Below are 20,779 nucleotides of genomic sequence, written 5' to 3'. Positions count from 1 at the left end.
CCTAACTGGGACTCCAAGCAGTCCGTAATACCATCGCCGTCTGAGTCCAACTCAGCGGGGAAGGACACATTGTCTGATCCAGCGATCAGCAAGCTACCAAGACGAATATAACTGGTGCGTGTACAATCGACGATGGACTCCTCAAATACAAGCTGTCCTGCGCTGGAATATACACTGTACCTGAGATCATAACCTTCGCCGGTCCGGCTTAGTGAACGCAGGTTGTGTCCGTCATAGATGTAGTCTTTTACCACACCAGCGACTTTACTTTGTATCAGTCTGGAAGCATCATCATAAAGATAAGTATCTCTGTGAACCTCGTTTAAAAATCCTCCCTGGGGGATATACCGCAGTTTTTCTGTAGTATTGCCGTAGATATCATACTGAAAAATATTGCTGGAGCTGTGGCCCTCTAAACGGAGTAGCTTTTCATTACTATATATATAGCGAGAGTTACCGCTGTCACTGTTAAACTTTTCAGTTATGTTGCCGCGCTCGTCGTAACTGACCGTGGTGCGACCCCAACCGCCGCGCACGTCGCGAAGTCGATCTAACGCATCATAGTCATTCACCCGGTTCATATAGACATTCTGCGCACTGTCTATTCCATCGATAATGGCCGACACATTGCCGCTCGGGTCATAGGAATAGGTGAGATTCAACAGAGAATCCGCGACAATGGTCTCGGGAAAGAGCCGCCTGTCGTAAGTCTGCGATACCTGAACACCGTTATGGAGAGTATAGGCACTCACCTGTCCGGCAGGGTGAAATAACACGTCGGTGGCAAAATCGCCCACTTTTGTCGCGCGCCCTAGCGCATTTGGCGCATAGTCGACAACCAAACCGTCGGGATAAACAGTAGAGCTTATCGTGTCAAGTCCATCATAGGCGTACTCTATTGTGTAGCTACGCGCAAGCCGTGCATTTATGCTAAGCGTTTCTCGCTTTAAATTATTGTTTGCATCGTAGATATACAACCATTCTGTGATGCCGGAAACGAGTCTGTCTAAATTATCATTCCCGTCGTATTCATAAAGTGTATCGTCCGTCTCATCAGGGTAATCAGCTTTCTTGAGCCTGTTGAGCCCGTCATATTCATAATAGGTAGTAGCCGATCCCGACACGCTTACTGATTCTAAATTCCCGACCTCATCTCGACCATAAGTTGTAACACCAATTTCCGGCTCAGTTTTCGACACTAAAAAGAGTCGACTATCGTATTCAAAGTCTCTGGGAAAACCCAAAACGCTTCCATTGGACTGTTGCTGCCCTTGAAAGATTTGAATAATTTGATCAAATATATTGCGCCGAATGATCGTCGTAATAGAGTCCGGCTGGCGAATACTGAACAACTCTCGGCTGGAAACACCAACTGTTCGGTAAGTATACCGCGTGATCTTACCCCTCTCGTTTGTCTCAGCCATTAAAAAGTCATCGTAATCAAAACTCACGTAATTGCCGTCTGGATAAGTTCTGCGCATTTGACGACCGAGTGCATCATAGGCATAGCTCATACCCTCGAGTGAATTGGGATAGGATTCAAATACCTTGCGCCCGGATGCGTCATATTCAATCGTCGAGCTAATGGTTTCATTAGTGCCGATGTCAGTGCGCTGGGTTCCTATAAGGCGACCTAACCCATCAAAAGAGTCAATCTGCCGATAATTCCCTCTCAGTAGACGCCTGGTATTACCGACATAACTTATCGATACCGGTAGATGTATCGGATAAACCATACCCGTTAGTCGATTGAGGTCGTCATAGGTGTACGCTTTGGTATACCCCCTGCCATCCGTTTCCGATGCAAGAGTACCTGTATCATTAACGACACGCGTTAAAACAACTGATTCCGGACGCTCTTCTCGTGTGGCAATGCCTCTTTTATAAGCTGAATAATTTGTTACATTTCGCCGGGCATCTTCCACCGACGCCAAGTCACCTGCTGTGGTGTAGTTATACTTTGTTACCACACCGTATTTGTTCTCTTCCTTTAACAAATTGGTGTTGGGAAAATATTCGCGGCTGATCGTTGAAGACTGGCCATTATGGGTTACCCGTTCGCTGACGGGCAGACTGAGAATCCAGTTTTGACGGTCGTTGATATAGGTGACGGCAGTCACTTTTCCCGGCACATCCTGTAAATTGACAAATTCTGTTATCGTCTGCGCGTTACCAAAGGCGTCGTAGTCGGAATAGTCGACAGACTGGGTCGCCGTGACATTATCAATATCGGCATTGCTGTCACGACTGATATAGTGTCCCAGCAATATCGGGGAGTTGGTCTCTTCCTCTATCCACCAACTGCGATCGCCGCCGTGGAAGAGGTTCTCATCTGAAATCTTTCTCTGTCCCCACGCCTTGACCACGACTTCCTTCAGGGTATCGTTCAGTTCATAGGTAGCCTTTCTATACAATAACCCCACGAAAGAAGGTTTGATAAATCGATAGGTGCCGGGTGTAGGCTGTATGAAGTCTTTACCGTAATGTTGGTATACATATTTTGCGTGCGGCGCGGTTACAGTTGTCGAATCGACGCGCAAAACAGTTCCATCTGCAGCGGTATAAGGAACGCTATGCGGTGCAAACTCATAGCTGGTGGTACCGCTTTGCACACCGCCGCCGGAAACGGATTTCGTGTGTATGGAAGTGGTCCTAAAAGCCGATCCCTTATCAAACTGCACGTACTGGTAGGTATAGTCAATACGTGCACCATTAGGATATTTCACCTGTTTCAGCGAATAGCTACCCAGGCCATCTTCGACGATGCCATCATTAGGGTCCGGATCATCAATTTTGTTGTTGTAGCTGTACTCCCACGTTTTGCCGTCGGGCCGCCTGACCCTGACCAGTTGATGGCGAGGGTCTGTGTAGCCGACAATATTCTCATACTCGTACTCCCAACGCTGGCCATTGGCTTCAATACTGGCCAGCCGGGGTGTCGCATAAGCGCCGGCACCATCGTCATAGTCATAGCGCAACACCGGCTGGCTATCACCTTCCTCACTGCGATAGACAGCGACAATATAGGATTCGCCCGCAGCATTTTCCTCATAGTCAATTCGAATCCAGTTACCGTGAATATCCTCGATACGTGTAGTGAGCCAACTGGGCTCTTCTTGATAGAAATCATATCTATCCATGGTATAACGCGTACCGTCCGGCGCGGTCACCAGCATACCGGGGTTGACGCTGTCACACTCAGCTTTCCAGTTACTGCGGGTAATCAATGTGCCATCGTTGTCGATAGCGTTTAGCACAAGGAGTTCCCGACCACCGTCGGGTTGTTCTAACGACGGATTGTCCCGCGTGCTGACGGACCAAAGACCCTGATTGCATAATTTATCCGTATGGCGGTTGGATGTCACAATACGGCCAAAATGCATTAACCATCCCAACCCCGCCAGTGATCTAACCGGGTAGGCGTTGGTTTGCAGGCTGGTGTAGACGCGATTCACCCGAATATCCATTCCACCATTTCCCGGCACTAGAATATCCGTATAGTGGAGTTGTAAAGTGCCGGAAAAAGGGTCTACGGTTTCATTGAAGTTTTGATTGATTATTTCTTTGAAGGGGTTAAACCCTGGCTCGGCATAGTAGTCGCGTATCTCTTCGGCAACTGCAGGGTTCCCCCATTGCAGCCACAGACTGCACAATACGAACGTCAACAGGTTCTTCATCATAATCTACCACTCCCTATAAAGTATGAAGCTAACCTTGAAAAAAGCTGTTATCTCTTCGATAAGATCGCCGTATAAAGATCTATTCCTCCCCCATTTTTGCAGGCTTTTTGGGATCGTTAGTCCGAGTATCATAAGAACCGGCAAACTGCGTCAACCTTATCTTATGACCTTGATGAATCACCGGCAGTGTGCGGACCTCTCTTGCAGACGGTAACGCATGCTCCCGCGCATCGATAACGTCGCTGCCAAATACCACTGCTGCGCCCTCTGCACCGTCACTGCCGTTACTCGCCGACAGATCCGCCGCCGGCGCCTTTTCATCGGACACCCCCACTGTTTCGCTTGGCGCCAACACCTTTGCGTTCGACTCTCTTTCATTTTTGATTGGCATCTTTTCACCGGACGAAGGCGGGCTTTGTTGCGGATGGTTATTTAACGCCCTCCATGGCTCCGGCTTCAAACTTGAAGCAATCGCCAGAGGAGGCGGTTGTGAGTCGGGGGTATTCGGGGGCTTGGCGCCAAACCAAATTTTCTGAACCGCATAGACCGACATTGCCAAGATAGATAGGAAGCCCAAAGCAAAAAACACATTTCTTCCAGAAACAGACATTATTCTCCCTCTCGCAAACAGGTTCTACCTCAACATTTTTTACTGCTGCAAAAAACCTTTCGTATTTGTAAAAATAGGTTGGGGTAAAATGCAACAGTTACTACTATGTTTTGGACGACGCGTTTACTGTAACGCATTCGAGAAGATCACGTCATCTGCATTTCGATAAAATAGGCCAAATATATTCTGCACAGCGGGGTGTGGAAAATATCAAACCACCTGTCGTCCAGCTTACAACGGCTCAGGTTATAGATGGCTTACAACGAGTTTTTATCCACATATCCATAAATATTCGCTGATAAAAACAACCATTAACTTGAAGAAAAAGATAAAAGGAAAGATGTAAATCTAAAGCGTCGCATAAAGCAAGGACACGAACACGCACACCGGCAACAGAGCCAGAACCGCGCAATCCAACTACAAAAAATCAGCCAAATCAATACCATAATCCCTGGCCTCGACCGCTCTCACAATCCGCGCACCGGCGCCAGTGTGCGCCAGGTCCAGAGTTCCACCCGCTATATAGCGCTGGTTTTTTTCCCTGTAAACCGTCAGCACCCGCGGCTTGTCCTGCTGTCTGGTATTGGCCTCCAATACGACCGCCAAGTTGCCACTATCCAACTCTACCAGCGCACCGGCGGGGTAGACACTCATACAGCGAATAAACTGATAGACCAACTCCCGATCGAGGTGCGAGCCACTCCACTCCACCAGCTTTTTCATCGCCAGGGTCGGCGCCATACCAGTGTGGTAAACCCGATCCGAGGTAACCGCATCGTATACATCCACCACCGCTGCCATGCGCCCGTGCAGGCTGATGGCCTCACCACTCAGCCCGCGCGGATAGCCGGTGCCGTCCAGGCGCTCGTGATGCTGGCTGCAGATGTCTTTGCTGATGGCACTAATACCGGCGCTGGCACCCAGCACCTGACGCCCGTAATCGACATGGCGTTTCATTTCCTCCCACTCGGCAGCCTCGAGACGGCCGGGTTTGTGCAGTATTCTATCGGGGATGTGGATTTTGCCCACATCGTGCAACAGGGCACCGGTGACTATCTGGTGCAAATCATCGCTGCCGATATTCAGCGAACGCGCCAAAACCCCCATCAGTACCGCGACATTGAACGAGTGTTCGAGAAGATACTGATCTTTATCGCGCAGCCGGGTAATACAGGCCAATGCATTCTGATTGTTGCTGAGCGAGCCGATAATCCCATCGGCCATGTCTTCAACCTTTTGCACCGGGATATTGCCCCCGGCTTTTACATCCACCAGCAACTGATCGATAAGTTGCAGGCTGTCACCATACAGTTGCCGGGCCTGTTTTTTTTCCCGATCAAAACGCGCTGCGCCGGCGTCAACTGCGGCAGCATCCACCGCCATCCCTTCAGCACAGTCGAGACCCTTTTCCGTGTCGATATGGATTTCGGTGACTCCCAGAGCGGCAATCTGTTTAATCACCTCCGGGCGCCGCACCAGGCCGTGACGGCGCAGGTTGTCCGCGGGAACCCAATCGTGGTTGGTGTCGGCAATATACATACCGACCTTAAGGCAACCGGTGGGAATGCGCTTGATCTTGGCCATCTTGAGCGGCAGCTACCTCGAGGCAATTAAGGCTCTGAATACCAGCTTCCATCGGCTTTCTTGCGGATAAAAGGCTGCGACATCCAATAAAAACGCCCGCGCTCGGCAGACGCATGAGTACAATTATAGCGCGACCTCCCCACCGGCAAGGGCCGCGGCGCCTGCACCGCAAAGCCCGTGTCGGTATACTGCACCTCGATCCGCCCCTGCCCGGAGGCAAAACAGTTGATAGCCCGGTATTTTTTCGGATCGGCCAATTGCACTTCCAACCAGGGTCTGGCGACCTGCTGCGGCAGCACCAGATCGGTGAGCGGACGCCGCTTTTCGTCCAGCAGGCGCAGTCCGGTCACCGGCAACGGCAGGCTGTTGACCTTGGCGGCAAAGTCCTCGGCATCACCGTAACTGCCGCCAAACGGAAACCGCGGCAGCGCCTGCAGGTCGGCGCCGGACCCCAGTGCGCCGGAGTGCTGGCCAACCGCCGCGTAATCCAGCTCTCGCAAAAGGTTGAGCAGCGCCGTGTCGTACTCTCCATAAGGATAGGCAAATAACCGCGGCGCTGCACCCAACTCGGCTTTGATGCGGACCTGGGCCGCCTCGATATCACCGCGCACCCGCCGCTCCCAGGCCGCCCGGCCCTCACCCTGGCCCCGCCGCAGCAGGTGCGCGTGGCTGTTGCTGTGATTGGCAATCTCCGCACCGGCATCGCGCATCTCGCGCAGTTGGTCCCAGGTCACGAACTGGGAGGAACCACCGTCGATAGCAGCCGGGTTGATAAACACTGTAAACGGCCACTGCTGGCGCCGCAGCAGCGGAAATGCCTCGGTGTAAACCGAGCGGTAGCCGTCGTCAAACGTCAACGCCACCGCCCGGTCGGGCAGGGGCTTCCCGGCCCGCAGCCGCGCCACCAGATCGCCCAGCGCTACCACCTGAAAGCCCCGGTCCTTTAAATAAGCCATATGCTCCCGGAAACGCGCCACCGTCACACTGGTAATCGCCGGCGTCGTATCGTCGACGTAATGATACTGCAACACCACCGCCGCCCCGGCGGGCTTGGCCCCAAGGACGGCTGTCAACATCAGTAGTCCGAACCACCGCTTCAACATAAGATAAAATGCTCCAAGTTTTGTATACCCCCGAATTCTCGCCGACTACGGATGACTTAAGCAATGTTTTAAGCCATTATTACCACTGTTTTTGCAACCACCTACAGACTTTATGGATATCAGCACGCCCAGCCCCACCGCCCGCCGCATCGCCAAAACCATCCTGAACGGCTTCGACGCCTACTTTGCGGACTTTCAGAATATGACCCTCGGCGCCAAGGCGCGCTTCGAGAAGGCCGACTGGCAGGCGGTCCATGAGGCGCACCGCAACCGTATCGATCTGTACAAACAAAAAGTCATGCAGGTGTGTGAACTGGTGCGGGGGGTGACCAGCAAAGATACCAGCGATATCGACCTCTGGGCCCAGGCCAAACTGGCCTATGCGCAACTGGTCAGCAGCCACAGCAACTACGAAATCGCCGAGACATTTTTCAACTCCATCTTCTGCAGAATCTTTCGACACCGGCACATCCACGAACGCCATATGTTCGTCAAGCCCTCCCGGGCGCAGGACGGCAAGCCATTGAAGGACTACAGCATCTACATCAGCTACCGTCTGGACAAAAATGTAGAGGAACTGGTATCGCGCATTCTCGACGATTTCGAGTTTTCCGTGCCTTGGGAAAATAAAAAACGCGATGTGGCCAATATTGTCCAGGTTATCGAGGAACATATTCTAGCTGACAGCGACAGCTCCCTGCCGCCGGTGCGCATCGATATACTGGAGTCGGTTTTCTATCGCAATAAAGCCGCCTATCTGGTGGGCCGGGTCAGCCGGGGCAGCGGCAGCGTGCCTATCATTTTGCCGCTGCTGAATAACGAAAACAGCGGTATCTATGTTGACACCGTGGTTTTTAAACCCGATGACGCCTCGATTATTTTCAGCTTCACCCGCTCCTATTTTATGGTGGATGCGCCGATTCCCTCGCGCTTCGTCCGCTTTATCAAGTCGCTGATGCCGCAAAAGGAGGCCTCGGAAGTCTACAATTCCATTGGCTTCAACAAACACGGCAAGACTGAGTTCTATCGCAATGTGCTGGAACATATGAAACACAGCGACGACAAGTTTGTCATCGCCCCCGGCATCAAGGGGATGGTGATGTCGGTGTTTACGCTGCCGTCCTACGGCATCGTTTTTAAGATCATCAAGGACAAGTTCGATCCGCCCAAAACCGTGACCGAAGAAATCGTCAGAAGCCAGTACCGCCTAGTGTCACGCAGCGACCGGGCCGGACGCATGGCCGATACCCAGGAGTACAGCAACTTTATTTTTTACCGCAACCGCTTCAGCCAGGAGTTGCTGGAGGAGTTGCAGCGGGTGGCGCCCTCCAAGCTCGAGATCGACGACAAGCGGGTCATTATCAAGCACCTCTACACCGAGCGGCGCATGACGCCGCTCAACCTCTATCTGCGCTCGGCGACCGACGAACAGATTTACGATGTCATGGACGAGTACGGCAACGCTATCAAACAGCTCGCCGCGGCCAATATTTTTACCGGTGATATGCTGCTGAAAAACTTCGGTGTCACGCGCCACGGGCGGGTGGTGTTTTACGACTACGATGAGATAGCGCCGATCACCGAGTGCAATTTTCGCAAAATTCCCGAGCCGCGCAACGAGGCGGAGGAAATGGCGGACCGCCCCTGGTACACGGTGGCCGAAAACGATATCTTCCCGGAGGAGTTCCGCCTGTTTTTCAGCGGTAACCCCACCGCCCGCAAAGCGTTTGAGGAACAGCACCGGGACCTGTACGACTACCGTTTCTGGCAGCGCATCAAAGACGCGCTGCTGGCCGGCCAGATCGGCGATACCTTCCCCTACCGGCGCCGCACGCGTTTCGAGCGCGCCGATGCCGCCGTCGATAAGAGCGGCACCGAACATCTGTTCAATTTCTAGTGCTTTGACAAATAAAGATTTTCACCCAAAACGGGTTTTGGTGTCCTCAGCTGACACGGTCTCGATCAGGGGGGGCGCCTAGCCTATAGCCCTCCAGGACACGGGCTAGGCGCCCCCCCCCCGATAAATACATCCCTGTAGGCTCTACGCCAGCATCCCTGCTGGTGAAGGTCCCGAAGGGCTATAGGCTAGGCGCCCCCCCTGATCGAAACCTCAGTGCAACCGAAGTGCAAATATTTTCTGGTCAAAGCACTAGCTCGAGCGGCGGGCTAGAGAAATCTCAGCCCCACGCCCTCGGGCTCCACCCGCACGATTTCCATATCGAGCAACGGCGCCGGCTCCGGCATACCCTGGACCTGGCCCACGACCACGGTGCCCACCGGCGGCATCTCTATATCCCCGGTAACGATAAACACGCCGCCGTCGGAAATATTGCGGGTGTTGACCTCGATCTCACCGATACTGACGTGCGTGATCTTGATGCGGCATTTTAACGGTGTGCGCGGACACCGGCGCTGATCGCTGTTCATAAGCCTCTCGGTCGTCTGCTGTCAACAAACCTCTATGCTGTCCACTTTCTGGAATCCCCGCGGCAGTTTGTTGCCGCGCCGGCCCCGTTCGCCACGGTAGTGGTCCAGGTCTGCGTGCTTTAAGTTCAGGTGGCGCTTGCCGGCATTTAACTTCAACGCCTGCCCGGCGCCGACCACGGCCACCCCCATCACAAACTCCTCCCGCGACTGCACCCGGGCGGCGGGAATATTCATGATTTTATTGCCTTTACCCCGCGCCAGTTCCGGCAGTTCGGTGACGGGAAACACCAGTAACCGGCCCTCGTTACTGACCGCCGCCAGCAAGTCGTTGTCCGGATCGGCAATGACCATGGCCGGCAATACCCGGGCTCCCTTGGGCAACGTCAGCGCCGCCTTGCCGGAGCGGTTTTTGGTGTAGAGGTCACCGAAGTTCGCCACGAAACCGTAGCCGGCATCAGAGCACAACAACAGACGCTGTCGATCCTGCCCCATCAGCAAGCCGTTAAACGTGGCGCCGCTGGGTGCATTGAGCCGGCCGGTCACCGGCTCGCCCTGGCCCCGCGCCGAGGGCAGCGTGTGCGCCGCCAGCGCGTAGCTGCGGCCGGTGGAGTCCAGCAGTGTGACATTCTGGTTGGTTTTACCCTGGGCCGACAGCTTGAATTTATCGCCGGCTTTATAGCTGAGCGTATGGGGGTCGATATCGTGTCCCTTGGCGGCGCGAATCCAGCCTTTCTCCGACAGGATCACGGTAATCGGGTCGCTGCTCAACAGGTCTGTCTCGCTAAACGCCTGGGCCTCGCCGCGGGAGACCAGGGGCGAGCGGCGCTCGTCGCCGTAGGTGTCGGCGGCCTCCAGCAGTTCCTTTTTCACCAGCGTTTTCAGGCGGCGGGCCGAGTCGAGCGTTTTCTGCAGGTTGTCGCGCTCGCCTTCCAGTGCCGCTTTCTCCTCGAGGATTTTCATCTCCTCGAGGCGGGCCAACTGGCGCAGTTTGGTGTCGAGAATATACTCGGCCTGCATCTCGCTCAGCTTGAAGCGCTTGATCAATACCGGCTTGGGCTCATCCTCGGTGCGGATGATCCGGATCACCTCGTCCACATTGAGAAAGACAATCAGCAAGGCCGCCAGGCGCTCGAGCCGTTCTTCCACTTTGGTCAATCGATATTGCAGGCGCCGGCGCACAGTCACCATGCGGAAGCTCAACCACTCGCCGAGAATGATATCCAGCGATTTGACAGCGGGGCGCCCGTCGATACCGATAACATTGATATTGATACGGTAGGTGCGCTCCAGGTCGGTGGTGGCAAACAGGTGATTCATCATCGCTTCCAGGTCGATGCGGTTGGAGCGCGGCACAATCACCAGGCGGGTGGGGTTTTCATGATCGGACTCGTCGCGCAGGTCGGCCACCATGGGCAGCTTCTTCGCCTGCATCTGCGCGGCGATCTGCTCCAGCACCTTCGCGCCGCTGACCTGGTGCGGCAAAGCCGTCACCACCACATCGCCGCCCTCTTTGCTCCACACCGCGCGCATGCGCAGGCTGCCGCGACCGGTTTCGTACATTTTCCGGATATCTTCCCGGGGCGAGATGATCTCCGCTTCCGTGGGCAGGTCCGGCGCCAACACAAACTCGCACAAATCGGCCACCGACGCCTTGGGGTTTTCCAACAGGTGCACGGTTGCCGCCACCACTTCCCGCAGATTGTGGGGCGGAATATCGGTGGCCATGCCCACGGCAATGCCGGTGGTGCCGTTGAGCAACACATTGGGAACCCGTGCCGGCAGCACGGAAGGCTCCTGCAGGGTGCCGTCGAAATTCGGCTCCCAGTCCACCGTGCCCTGGCCCAGTTCCGACAGCAGCACATCGCTGTAGGCGGTCAGGCGCGACTCCGTATAGCGCATGGCGGCAAAGGATTTGGGATCGTCGGGGGAGCCCCAGTTGCCCTGGCCGTCGATCAGGGTATAGCGGTATGAAAACGGCTGCGCCATCAGCACCATAGCCTCGTAGGAGGCCGAGTCGCCATGGGGGTGATACTTACCGATCACGTCACCCACGGTGCGGGCGGATTTCTTGTACTTGGCCGATACCTTCAGGCCCAGCTCACTCATGGCGTAGACAATGCGCCGCTGCACCGGCTTCAGGCCGTCGCCCACGTGGGGCAGGGCGCGGTCCAGAATAACGTACATGGAATAGTTGAGGTAAGCCTGCTCCGTGTACTGTTTCAGGGAGATACGTTCATCGGCTTCACCGGGCGTGGTGGCATCGGTCATAAATCGTCCTGCTACATTAAAGTTTCTGCCCGGCTTATACCAAATGCCGCGGCGGGCATCAATCCATTAGGTCTCGCTTACAGACCTATCCCCTACAGACTTATGCGCACCTGTGGCGCCAGCGCCGGGTCGGGGTCGAAGGCGGGGCTGCAAAGCACGACCTGCTCGCTGGCCACCCCCAGCGCCAGCAGGCGGCGCTTCGCCGCCTCGCCCCGTTGCTGCGCCAACTGCCGCAGCCGCTGCACCTGGGCGTCAGCCGCCGCACCCTCATGGTCATCCGGGTAAAGTTGGGCCCGATCGGGGCCGGTGGCAAGGGGACAGAACACCAGGTTGAGCCGCTTTTTTTTCTGTAACAACTGCGACAACTGCTGCAACCGCTCGGCAGCACCTTCATCAGGCTCTACCTCACCCGGGGCATACTCCAGCGGTGCAAAGCGCAATCGGGTCGCCGACGACACCAGCATCGAACCCAGGCTTACCAGGCCGAAGGGTGTGTAATAGTTGATCACCGCCTCGGTCAGGGCCTTGCGCGCAACCCTGGTGGTGACGTCGGTCAGTGAAAAGTCCGGGTCGTGAAGATCGCCCCGCACCGGCAGCTTCAGGGCTATCCTGTCGTCGTCCTCGCGCAACAGGTCGAGGGCCACCCCAATCGGCAGCAGGCCGCTCTCGGTGCTACCCTCTCCAGCGGTGGCGGCTTTGAGGCGGTTTATATCCAGTTTGTGCAATGCCAGTTCGGTAACGGCATCAATCTGGTTGTCGGCGATGGCGAGGCGGAATTGATCGCTGAACTGGCCGCTGACGATACGGTAACCGATCGCCTGCTCCATATAGCCGCTGAAGGGCAGGAGGTTCACCGCCGTCAGGCTGCCGGACAGGGTGACTTCCAGCGCCTCGGCGAACGGCTTGACCGTGCCGTCCACCGCCATGGTGCCAAATTCATCCAAGCCGGCGGACAGCGACAGCGTGGCCGGGCGACCGGGCGCGCGACTGTCGAGCCCTTCTATCGACACGGTAATATCCCGCAGGCTTTTGCGAACCGGTGTCGGTGTGCTCTCATCGAGTAGCAGCAGTTTGCCGTCACTGAGTGACACCCGGTCGATCACCAGGGCAGTGTCGGGGGTAGGCGCAGCATCCGGGGTATCACCTCCCACAGCGCCCAAATCATCGGCGCTGCCATCCGCACCGGCAGCAGGCGCGCCCTCCGGCGTCGTTTTGGTGTCCGCCTCTGGCGTCCGCTCCCCACCAGGGCTCGCCAGATCGGTCACTAATACCTGCAACGGCATCTCGCCGGTTCGGGTCCGGTGCAACAGCATATCCGGCCCATCCAGTTCTATGTGCTTCACTGCAATCACCGCCGTGGACCGGTCGATACCCGCGACCAGCAGGCGCCGCAATTTCAGGTGAAAGGGATTATCCTGCGCGGCAACCGCCGCCGCATCCCGCCCGGCCAGCGCCAGATTGGCCAACTCCAGGCGTGCCAGGGTCATTTGCTCTGCGGTCAGGCTGCCCCCTTGAACGGACAATGTGTCCAGTTGCAGCAGCGTTGCCGGCACCTGCAGGTCGCGCAACTCGAGCCCCGCCAACACCAGTTCGCCGTCGAAGGTTACCCGGGGTCCAGCTCCCGTTTGTGCAACCACCGGCGCGCCCGAACCGATGCGCACCAGCGATCCACACAGGTGCAGCGGGGGCGCGGCAGCGGGTGCAGTGTCGCGGTAGCAAACAGAAAGGTCTCGAAAACCGAACCGCTCCACCTGCAGGGTCCAGGGTCGCGCCCGGGTTTCGTCGGGCGGCGGTGCGGGCTCGGCAGTAGCCTCGAGGGCGTCGATATCTATCCCTCCCACTCGCAGGCCGCCAGTGACCGCGATATCGAGCTGCACGCCCTCAAGTTCGATATTCTCGACCTGCAAGCGGCCATCGAGCAGCCCCGTCCAGGCGATATCGAGCAACAGCCGCTGCACGGCAAAGCCATCGCCCCGCTCACTGCGGCCGCGCAAATCCTGCAGCGACAAAGTGCCCCGCAAGGGGGAAAACCCGAGATAACCAAACTCTGCCTGCAACCCCTGGCGCTCTAACCACCGCAGCGTCAAAGTCTGTACCGCCAGCGGCAGCAAAGTGATCAGCAGTGCCAATACCAGCACCAGCCCCAGCACTATCCGCCACCAGGGAAAACGATATACCGCCATGCCAGCAACCCAAGCCTCAAATATGAACACTTTAGCATGCCGCAGCAGGCGCGAATGCCCCCGTCGTGATAAAAAATTAGAAACACGGAGGTAGGGCTGGCCAGCTAGGGACAGGTGTCCTCGCGGAAACTGTCAGCCGCAAACAACAGCTCCAGGGGCAGGGCCGCCTCGAAATCCAGGCACTCGCCATAGATAATCTTGAACTCCCGATCAATGGGTAATGCCGATGACTGAAATGCCTCGGCGGCCACGGCGAAATCAAACGCCCGCGCGTAGAGATAGAGAAAACTACCGCCCGCTTCGTCGGCGTAGAAGATCGCTTCGTCGGCTATCTGTTCCGACCTGATCGCCTCCAGCACCGCATGTTTACGACTGTTCAACGAGGCGAGCCAGTGGCGGACCCGCGCCTCCCGCCCCGTCACTATCGGCACTTTCAGGCATTGGGTTTTCAGCATGGACTTTACCTCGTTACCAAAACCGGCGCTCGCCGCAAAAAGCGGTTCTCACGCCGACCGCAAAGCGGCCGGACTAATATTCTTATATACAGACAAAGCGGCAGTCGGGTTGCGGCCGGCAGTCGTTTTTTACCGATCGGCATCCGTTACCTCCAGGGCGCCGGCGGAACTTTCAATTTTCACAACCCGAGCAGCCTGATACAATCCTAACCGCCACCGCTGTACCGGGACGCCTTTAGCCCCGGGTAAACACCGAACCATTGACGAACTGAATAACCGAACAAACGGCGCACACAGGCCGCCCCCCCCAGCGATCCCAGGAGAGAGTGAAACCGCCCCATGCGCATAACGATCACAGTCCTGTTGTTAGCACCGCTGCTGGCACTGATCGGCTGCACCACCCAGGCCCCGCTCAAGGTCGACGACCGGCAGGCGACCGCGCTGCTGGTCGGCCACTGGAGCCGGGCACCGGCACACTGGACATTTACCGGAGACGGGGAAGGGGTTTACGAAACCCTCACCGGCACCGATCATGCCCCCTTTGCCCACGAGTTCAGGTGGCGTGTTGAAAATGCGGTGCTGCACATCGAATACGAGGCGCCCATCGAGAAAGGCAAAAACAGGCGATACCGCTACAACATACAGGAACTGACGGAGGGAAAGCTGGTGTTGCAATCCCAGCAGGAAGACCGGCCGCTGGTTTTAATCAACGATAGTTTTTAATCCGGCCGCAGCCCGCCCCGGTCCGTCGCCGGAGAGACTATGTAATGGACCCCGTGCAAATCCCGACCCGGGAAACCGTTCGCTTTATTACCGACCACGCGCACAACCGGGCCCGGGTACTGGAGGTCGGCTGTGGCAGCGGCGAGGTGGCTGAGGCCCTGAAAACCCGCGGCCATCAGGTAGTGGCGATCGACACCGACGCGGCCGCCGTAGCCAGGGCTCGCCAGCGGGGCGTGGATGCGCGAGTCGCACACTGGCCGCAGTTTATCGAAAACCCTTTTGATGTCATTGTCTTTACCCGCTCACTGCACCATATCCAACCACTGGCTGCGGCATTGGATGAGGCGGCAAAGCTATTGGCCCCCGGCGGCGCGGTTATGGTCGAGGACTTCGCCTTCGACGAACTGAAGCCGGCCTTCGCCGGCTGGTTCTATGAACTGTTGGCGCTGCTGGAAGCCAGCGCGGCGCTGCCGTATCCGGACACGGCCTTGCGCGAAGAACTGCTGGCCGTGCAACGGGGTCATTCTTTGCATCGAGACCATCACTTACACACTGCCACCACCCTGCGGGATGCGTTGAGCGCGCGCTTTCGCCTCACGCACCTGGCGACCGCACCCTACCTGTATCGCTATATCTGCCGGGAGGTCGCCGCAACCCCACAGGGCGGGGCTGTGGTGGAAGCCGCATTGGCCCTCGAGAGAAGCCTGGGCGAAATCGACAGCGACTGTTGGATCGGGCGCCGCTTTGTGGCACGCAAACCCGGCTGAAACAGCAGGCCCGGCGGCAACAGGCATGGCACCACAGATCAGGAGACCAAAACCTTGCGCAATCTATTAAAGGATGTACCCCTCGGCAAGCAACCGGAGTTTCTCGGCGAGCTGATGAAACACTACGTCGACAAACAAGGCCTGGGCGGCATTCCCAAACCCGATCTCGATGCCTTGATTATCTACCTCTATACCAAATACAGCGGTAAATCCTTTGACGCCTTTGAACTGGGCCAGATTTTTATGCTGAAGGAATCCCGGGTCAAGTCACTCTATGAGACAGGACTGATAAAATATTCCGGTATCACCGAAGGCCAGGCCTGGATCGATATTCTCGAAAAATTGAGAACCACCAAATTCGAGTTGGAGAGTTACGAGCGGGCCCAGGTTAAATTCAAATTTGAAAATCCGGCGTTATATAAATATATGCAAAAACGCCTGCGGGCAATCGGCGGCACGGCGCCTTTTTCCAGCACCTACGAAACCGTGACCATTACCCTCAGCACGCTGTTTGAACTGCTCGACCATATCTTCGATGCCAGCCAGACACAGTTTGCCAGTGGGGAAATGGACACTATTCACGAGTTGATGGGCCCGGTGATCAAGCAGTTGGGGAAATCGCTGGGCAAAAAGAAACTGCGGGAGTTGCGCGGCGACAAAGGTCTCAAGACCAAAGCCGGGGCAGCCATCGCGGCCGCTGCCAATCTGGCAGGGATTGGGGGTTTTATTACGGCACTGTTGGATTCTGTCTAAAATCATCCGATGCGCCGGATCGACGGCGGTCGCGGTCACGGAAGTACCGCATCCGGTGAAAGGGCACTGGCATCTAACCCATTGAAACACGGGCTTGTTTACCCAACCAAATAGCCGGCGCAGGGAATTGCCAACACTCAACAGGAAAGTTCGGGTTGCGGTTATCGGTAAAGTAAACACCGCCGACATGATGCAAGAGAATCATGATTGAAAAGCTTGAAATACATCATCTCAGAACACTCGACGCTCTATATCGATTTGGGAAGATATCGGCGGCGGCGGAATACCTTGATGTCTCTCAACAGGCAGTCAGCCTACAGGTGAAAAAGATAAGTAAGATTATGGGTGATCCGCTGTTTGTAAGGACCGGGCATGGGGTAGTCCCTACGCCTTATGCCAAGTTGATTGAACCCCATATCCGGGGGGTGCTGAACTCTCTCAACAACATCCCCCTACCCAACTCTGGCAATCCAGGCGAAATAGAAAGAACACTGGTGGTATCGGCAACAGATTACACTCAAGAAGTCATTATAGGGCCGTTGCTCAAAACGTTAAGAAAATCTGCGCCAAAAGTCAAAGTCATCGTTGTCAATATCGAAGTGGCCGACCTGATCAGGAAAATGCAGCAAGGAGATATCGATCTGGCACTTACCGCTGGCGGATACGTACCTGAAGGTCTGCTTACCAGGTCGTTGTTCACCGAAAAGTACCTATGCGTTTCGGCCAATAAAGCGATCGTATTTGACGATTATTTACCACTACCCAGTCTGGCCGAACAGGATTTTGTCGTCACATCGCCCGGAACAGGCAGTTTTAAAGGGTCTGCCGACACCTGGTTTGAACAGCAGGGCCTGCGTCGCAATGTGGTTATCTCAGCCCCCTCGTTTCACATAACACAGGCGTATTTGAGGCAATCAGATATGGTGGCTTTTCTCCCCTCCCGCCTCCTTCCTTGTGAAGGGTTATTTGAAATTCCACTCAAGAAATATCCTCCCGGATATGAGGTCGTGGCGGCATATCACCCCAGCACCAAAAGCGATCCGTTTATTCTATGGCTGCTCGACCACGTAAATAAATCGTTTGCGGGATCGCCGTAACTCTACTTGTCTATTCAATGACTCACAGCTATTTGCTTTAGAACACCACTCTATTTAAGGCCGGGTAATTGGATGCCACTTGTATCCGTTACAAGTCCGGCTTGATGGATAAAGATCGGCTGTACCTCTACCCTGACGCCGCACAATCACTTGGCTTTGGAGGTTTTTATGAGTATTACTAAGATAAATCCCGCTGCGCTCTACGACGGCTCTCCTTTTGGGATGTCGCAGGCAGCTATAGATACCGACAGTGGTTTGGTGTTTGTCTCTGGACAAGTGGACTGGGATGCCAACTATGCACTGAAAAATGAGGGCATCGAGGCGCAGGCCGAAAATGCACTGAAAAACCTGGAGACCGTATTGGAAGCGGCAAACTCTTCCATCGAAAACGTACTACAGCTACGTGTTTACATCAAGGGTGAACTCGGAGACCATATGAAGAAAGTCGTCCCAATACTCACTAACCGTATTGGGATCGCCCGGCCGGCACTGACTGGCATCGGGGTCGCATCACTGGCCTCGCCGGGAACGTTGATTGAAATTGAGGCTGTGGCTAAACTCTGAAATTGCCTTCCATCTACTCAAATAAAGCCGTCAACCAATCGATAAACACCTTCACTCGGGGGGAGAGTTGCCTGTTGTGTGTGAACAGGACTGAGACCGGCATCGAGGGTGGACGCAACTGCGGGAGGATCGACTGTAATCTGCCGCTTTCTATGATAGCAGCGCTGGTTGCCGCTATCGCCGCATTAACTTGTGCCGTGTTGAGCGCGCCGCCCCGGGTGATGTTTGCTGGCACAATACAATCAATGGATGAATAAGAAGCTTTATGAGGCGGCGTCGACACTGGACGACACCGCTTTGCGGGAAGATCTCGGCGCGTTTTTCGGCTCGATCATGGGCACCCTGAACCATATCCTGGTTGCCGATATCCTGTGGCTCCAGCGTTTTATCCAGCACCCGGCTGACTACCGGTCACTCGACTACGTGAGCGGCCTCGACAAGCCTGCATCCCTGCGGCAGCTCCTCTACCCGACAGTTGGCGAACTGGCAGCGGTACGCACCAAGATGGACGAGGCGATTATTCGCCTCTGTGAGGAAGCCCGGGAAGAAGACTTCGAATACAGTTTTTCCTACCAAAACACCAGGGGCGAGGCGTTCACCAAGCGCTTCGGCTTCCTGGTACAACATGTATTCAACCACCAAACCCACCACCGCGGGCAGGCCACGACACTGCTCTACCAAAAGGGCATCGATATCGGCGTCACCGACCTGCCGGCGATCACGCCGGCCGCTTAACGGAACCTTGCGAATAAGAGCGTTTCACGAATAGAGTTTGATCGCTTCGTCATCACCGGCGAGAGTCACCATTTTTTCAAATGTCAGGCCAATTTTTTCAAGCACTTTCATCGAAGCCTGATTGTGGGGGGCAACGATACCGACAATACGTTGCAAGCCAAACCCATTCCTGCCCATGGCCATCACTGCGGTCGCGGATTCGGTGGCGTAACCCTTACCCCAATAGGCCGGGAGAAAGGCAAAACCAATATCCACATCTTCCAGTGTCTCCCGTTTCAACAAACCACAGGTGCCGGTGGGTGCGCCGGTCAGCTTTTCCTCCACCAGATAGGAGCCAAAACCATAGCGGCGGTAGCTGGCCACCGCGCCGTCCACGATATAGTTGCGGGCATCATCAAGGGTTCGCACGCCCCTGTCGCCGATATTGCGCAGGAAGGCCGGCTGATTGAGAAGATCGAGCATAAACGCCGCGTCCGCGGCCGTCATTTCCCGCAGCCGCAGGCGGTCGGTCTGCAAAACCTCCAAAGTCACCTCCAGTTCGAGTCATTATCTGCTTAGCGGCGAGTTCATTGCTGCCGAGCGTATTTATACGCCGGGTCACTGAGCATGGCAAGTCGCCGGCCCATGGCGCGACCGCAAAATTCACCGACGGGCCACCGCCGCCGCGGCGCTCCTTACGCCGCAGCGTTCTTTGCACTATGGGCGCCAATGTACTTATATAAAGAGTGCCAACTATAAAAAACAGTGCCGCGGCTGCAGGTCAGCCCCGGTAACCACCGGTAAAGAGGTCCTTCAAGATGCTTACCCGTCTCATGCGCCGGTGGTTCAAACATGCGCCTCGCCGTGACGAGGCACACGCCGGCGCCCGGGTGCAAACGGACAGCGCCACAATATCTCCACTCCCTGTCCTGGGGCAGGACACTATCGAGACCCGGTTTTACACGGCACTCATTCCCCCTGCATCCGGCGCGCAGCCGCCACTGACGGTACCACAGAAACTCACCGTTGACCTGGTGCGCAAAAACCTGATGCAGGCAGACAAGCTGCCGCAGGCGATCCCCCACCTGCCGGCGGTAATACCGCGGCTGCTGCGCAGCCTGCGCGACCCTGAGGCGTCAGTGCGCGACTACGCGGACATTATCGAGAGAGAGCCCGCCATCAGCGGCGCGGTCTTGAAACTGGCCAACACCGTTTATTTCAACCCCGCCGGCAAAGCCATCGCCAGTATCGAAACCGCCGTCGTCAAACTCGGTATCATGGGTTTGCGGACGGTGCTGGCAGCGGCGGTTATGCAACCGGTGGTGCAGCGCTCCTCACCCTATTTCTCACAGTTCGGCGAAAAACTTTGGCACCATTCCCTGACCTGTGCGGTGGCTTGCGAGATCATCGCCCGCCACTATCAAAGTGAACCGTTTAAGGCTTATATGGCCGGTCTGGTGCACGATATGGGAAAGATCACGGTGTTCAGCGAACTGTGCCGGGAATTCGCCCTCAACCCGGACTCGACCCATCTCGGCGGGCAGGCCTTTGTGCCGTTAATGCGAGCCCTGTCGGGCCCCCTGAGCCATCAGATCGCCCAAACCTGGCAACTGCCCGAGGCCATCTGCACGGCGCTGGCGCAACAGATCAATATCGGCCCGGGTAGCCGGGTAAGCACCTACGGCCTCATTCTCTACCAGGCCAATAAGATATCGGAGGTCCTGTGCGCCGCGCAGCTGCACCCCCAGGCAGCTGCGGAACAACTGTGCCGGGCGTTACAACTGCCAGACACACTGCCGGCAACGCTGCGCAAGGTATCGATGGGCGAGTGACAAAAAGGGCAATCGCCGG

General features: G+C 56.0%; 17 protein-coding genes. 8 read left to right on the top strand and 9 right to left on the bottom strand.

From position 1 onward, the window contains the following. The 4 genes from FKG94_RS15830 to FKG94_RS15815 form a co-directional block, all read right to left on the bottom strand. Window positions 1-3,680: RHS repeat domain-containing protein (locus tag FKG94_RS15830; protein WP_142905286.1), on the bottom strand; the 3,680-nt coding region annotated here is incomplete at its 3' end. 79 nt (window positions 3,681-3,759) lie between these two features. Beyond that, complete coding sequence (locus FKG94_RS15825) at window positions 3,760-4,290, bottom strand: hypothetical protein (protein ID WP_142905285.1); 531 nt, start codon at window positions 4,288-4,290, stop codon at window positions 3,760-3,762. 417 nt (window positions 4,291-4,707) lie between these two features. Beyond that, complete coding sequence (locus FKG94_RS15820) at window positions 4,708-5,874, bottom strand: HD-GYP domain-containing protein (RefSeq protein ID WP_142905284.1); 1,167 nt, start codon at window positions 5,872-5,874, stop codon at window positions 4,708-4,710. A 26-nt stretch (window positions 5,875-5,900) separates the two neighbouring features. Then, window positions 5,901-6,950: a polysaccharide deacetylase family protein gene (locus FKG94_RS15815; protein ID WP_246125195.1), complete on the bottom strand. Its 1,050-nt coding sequence runs from the start codon at window positions 6,948-6,950 to the stop codon at window positions 5,901-5,903. A 139-nt stretch (window positions 6,951-7,089) separates the two neighbouring features. Here FKG94_RS15815 and aceK point away from each other — a divergent pair, with 139 nt between their 5' ends. Continuing rightward, on the top strand, window positions 7,090-8,874 hold the full coding sequence (aceK, locus tag FKG94_RS15810; RefSeq protein ID WP_142905282.1) for a bifunctional isocitrate dehydrogenase kinase/phosphatase: 1,785 nt from the start codon (window positions 7,090-7,092) through the stop codon (window positions 8,872-8,874). A 269-nt stretch (window positions 8,875-9,143) separates the two neighbouring features. On the opposite strand, the gene FKG94_RS15805 is transcribed toward aceK, so the two are convergent. From FKG94_RS15805 to FKG94_RS15790, 4 genes are all read right to left on the bottom strand, one after another. Further along, entirely contained in the window at window positions 9,144-9,404 is a 261-nt protein-coding gene (locus FKG94_RS15805) for a PilZ domain-containing protein (protein WP_142905281.1), read from the bottom strand. Window positions 9,405-9,425: 21 nt separating this feature from the next. Continuing rightward, on the bottom strand, window positions 9,426-11,672 hold the full coding sequence (gene parC, locus FKG94_RS15800; protein WP_142905280.1) for a DNA topoisomerase IV subunit A: 2,247 nt from the start codon (window positions 11,670-11,672) through the stop codon (window positions 9,426-9,428). Between the two features lie 92 nt (window positions 11,673-11,764). Beyond that, window positions 11,765-13,855 carry a DUF748 domain-containing protein gene (locus FKG94_RS15795; RefSeq protein WP_142905279.1) on the bottom strand — a complete coding sequence of 697 codons (2,091 nt, stop codon included), beginning with the start codon at window positions 13,853-13,855 and terminating at the stop codon, window positions 11,765-11,767. Between the two features lie 104 nt (window positions 13,856-13,959). Then, on the bottom strand, window positions 13,960-14,310 hold the full coding sequence (locus FKG94_RS15790; protein WP_142905278.1) for a DUF6176 family protein: 351 nt from the start codon (window positions 14,308-14,310) through the stop codon (window positions 13,960-13,962). A gap of 339 nt (window positions 14,311-14,649) precedes the next feature. On the opposite strand from FKG94_RS15790, the gene FKG94_RS15785 reads away from it, so the two are divergent. The 6 genes from FKG94_RS15785 (at window position 14,650) to FKG94_RS15755 (ending at window position 18,949) form a co-directional block, all read left to right on the top strand. Continuing rightward, window positions 14,650-15,033, top strand: coding sequence for a lipocalin-like domain-containing protein (locus FKG94_RS15785; RefSeq protein ID WP_142905277.1), 384 nt, complete (start codon window positions 14,650-14,652; stop codon window positions 15,031-15,033). Between the two features lie 44 nt (window positions 15,034-15,077). Further along, on the top strand, window positions 15,078-15,800 hold the full coding sequence (locus tag FKG94_RS15780; RefSeq protein WP_142905276.1) for a class I SAM-dependent methyltransferase: 723 nt from the start codon (window positions 15,078-15,080) through the stop codon (window positions 15,798-15,800). Between the two features lie 54 nt (window positions 15,801-15,854). Beyond that, a complete protein-coding gene (locus FKG94_RS15775; protein WP_142905275.1) occupies window positions 15,855-16,553 on the top strand; it encodes a hypothetical protein in 699 nt (232 codons plus the stop codon). Between the two features lie 203 nt (window positions 16,554-16,756). Then, entirely contained in the window at window positions 16,757-17,650 is an 894-nt protein-coding gene (locus FKG94_RS15770) for a LysR family transcriptional regulator (protein ID WP_142905274.1), read from the top strand. Window positions 17,651-17,818: 168 nt separating this feature from the next. Next, window positions 17,819-18,214, top strand: coding sequence for a RidA family protein (locus tag FKG94_RS15765; protein ID WP_142905273.1), 396 nt, complete (start codon window positions 17,819-17,821; stop codon window positions 18,212-18,214). A 225-nt stretch (window positions 18,215-18,439) separates the two neighbouring features. Further along, window positions 18,440-18,949, top strand: coding sequence for a DinB family protein (locus FKG94_RS15755; protein ID WP_281284248.1), 510 nt, complete (start codon window positions 18,440-18,442; stop codon window positions 18,947-18,949). A 24-nt stretch (window positions 18,950-18,973) separates the two neighbouring features. On the opposite strand, the gene FKG94_RS15750 is transcribed toward FKG94_RS15755, so the two are convergent. After that, on the bottom strand, window positions 18,974-19,474 hold the full coding sequence (locus FKG94_RS15750) for a GNAT family N-acetyltransferase (protein WP_142905270.1): 501 nt from the start codon (window positions 19,472-19,474) through the stop codon (window positions 18,974-18,976). Window positions 19,475-19,746: 272 nt separating this feature from the next. Here FKG94_RS15750 and FKG94_RS15745 point away from each other — a divergent pair, with 272 nt between their 5' ends. After that, window positions 19,747-20,760, top strand: a complete 1,014-nt coding sequence (locus tag FKG94_RS15745; RefSeq protein ID WP_142905269.1) for an HDOD domain-containing protein — start codon at window positions 19,747-19,749, stop codon at window positions 20,758-20,760. Window positions 20,761-20,779: the final 19 nt, after the last annotated feature.

The sequence above is a fragment of the Exilibacterium tricleocarpae genome (assembly GCF_007004655.1).
GTDB classification, from domain to species: Bacteria; Pseudomonadota; Gammaproteobacteria; order Pseudomonadales; family Cellvibrionaceae; genus Exilibacterium; species Exilibacterium tricleocarpae.
This window is presented reverse-complemented; position numbering and strand designations above follow the sequence as displayed.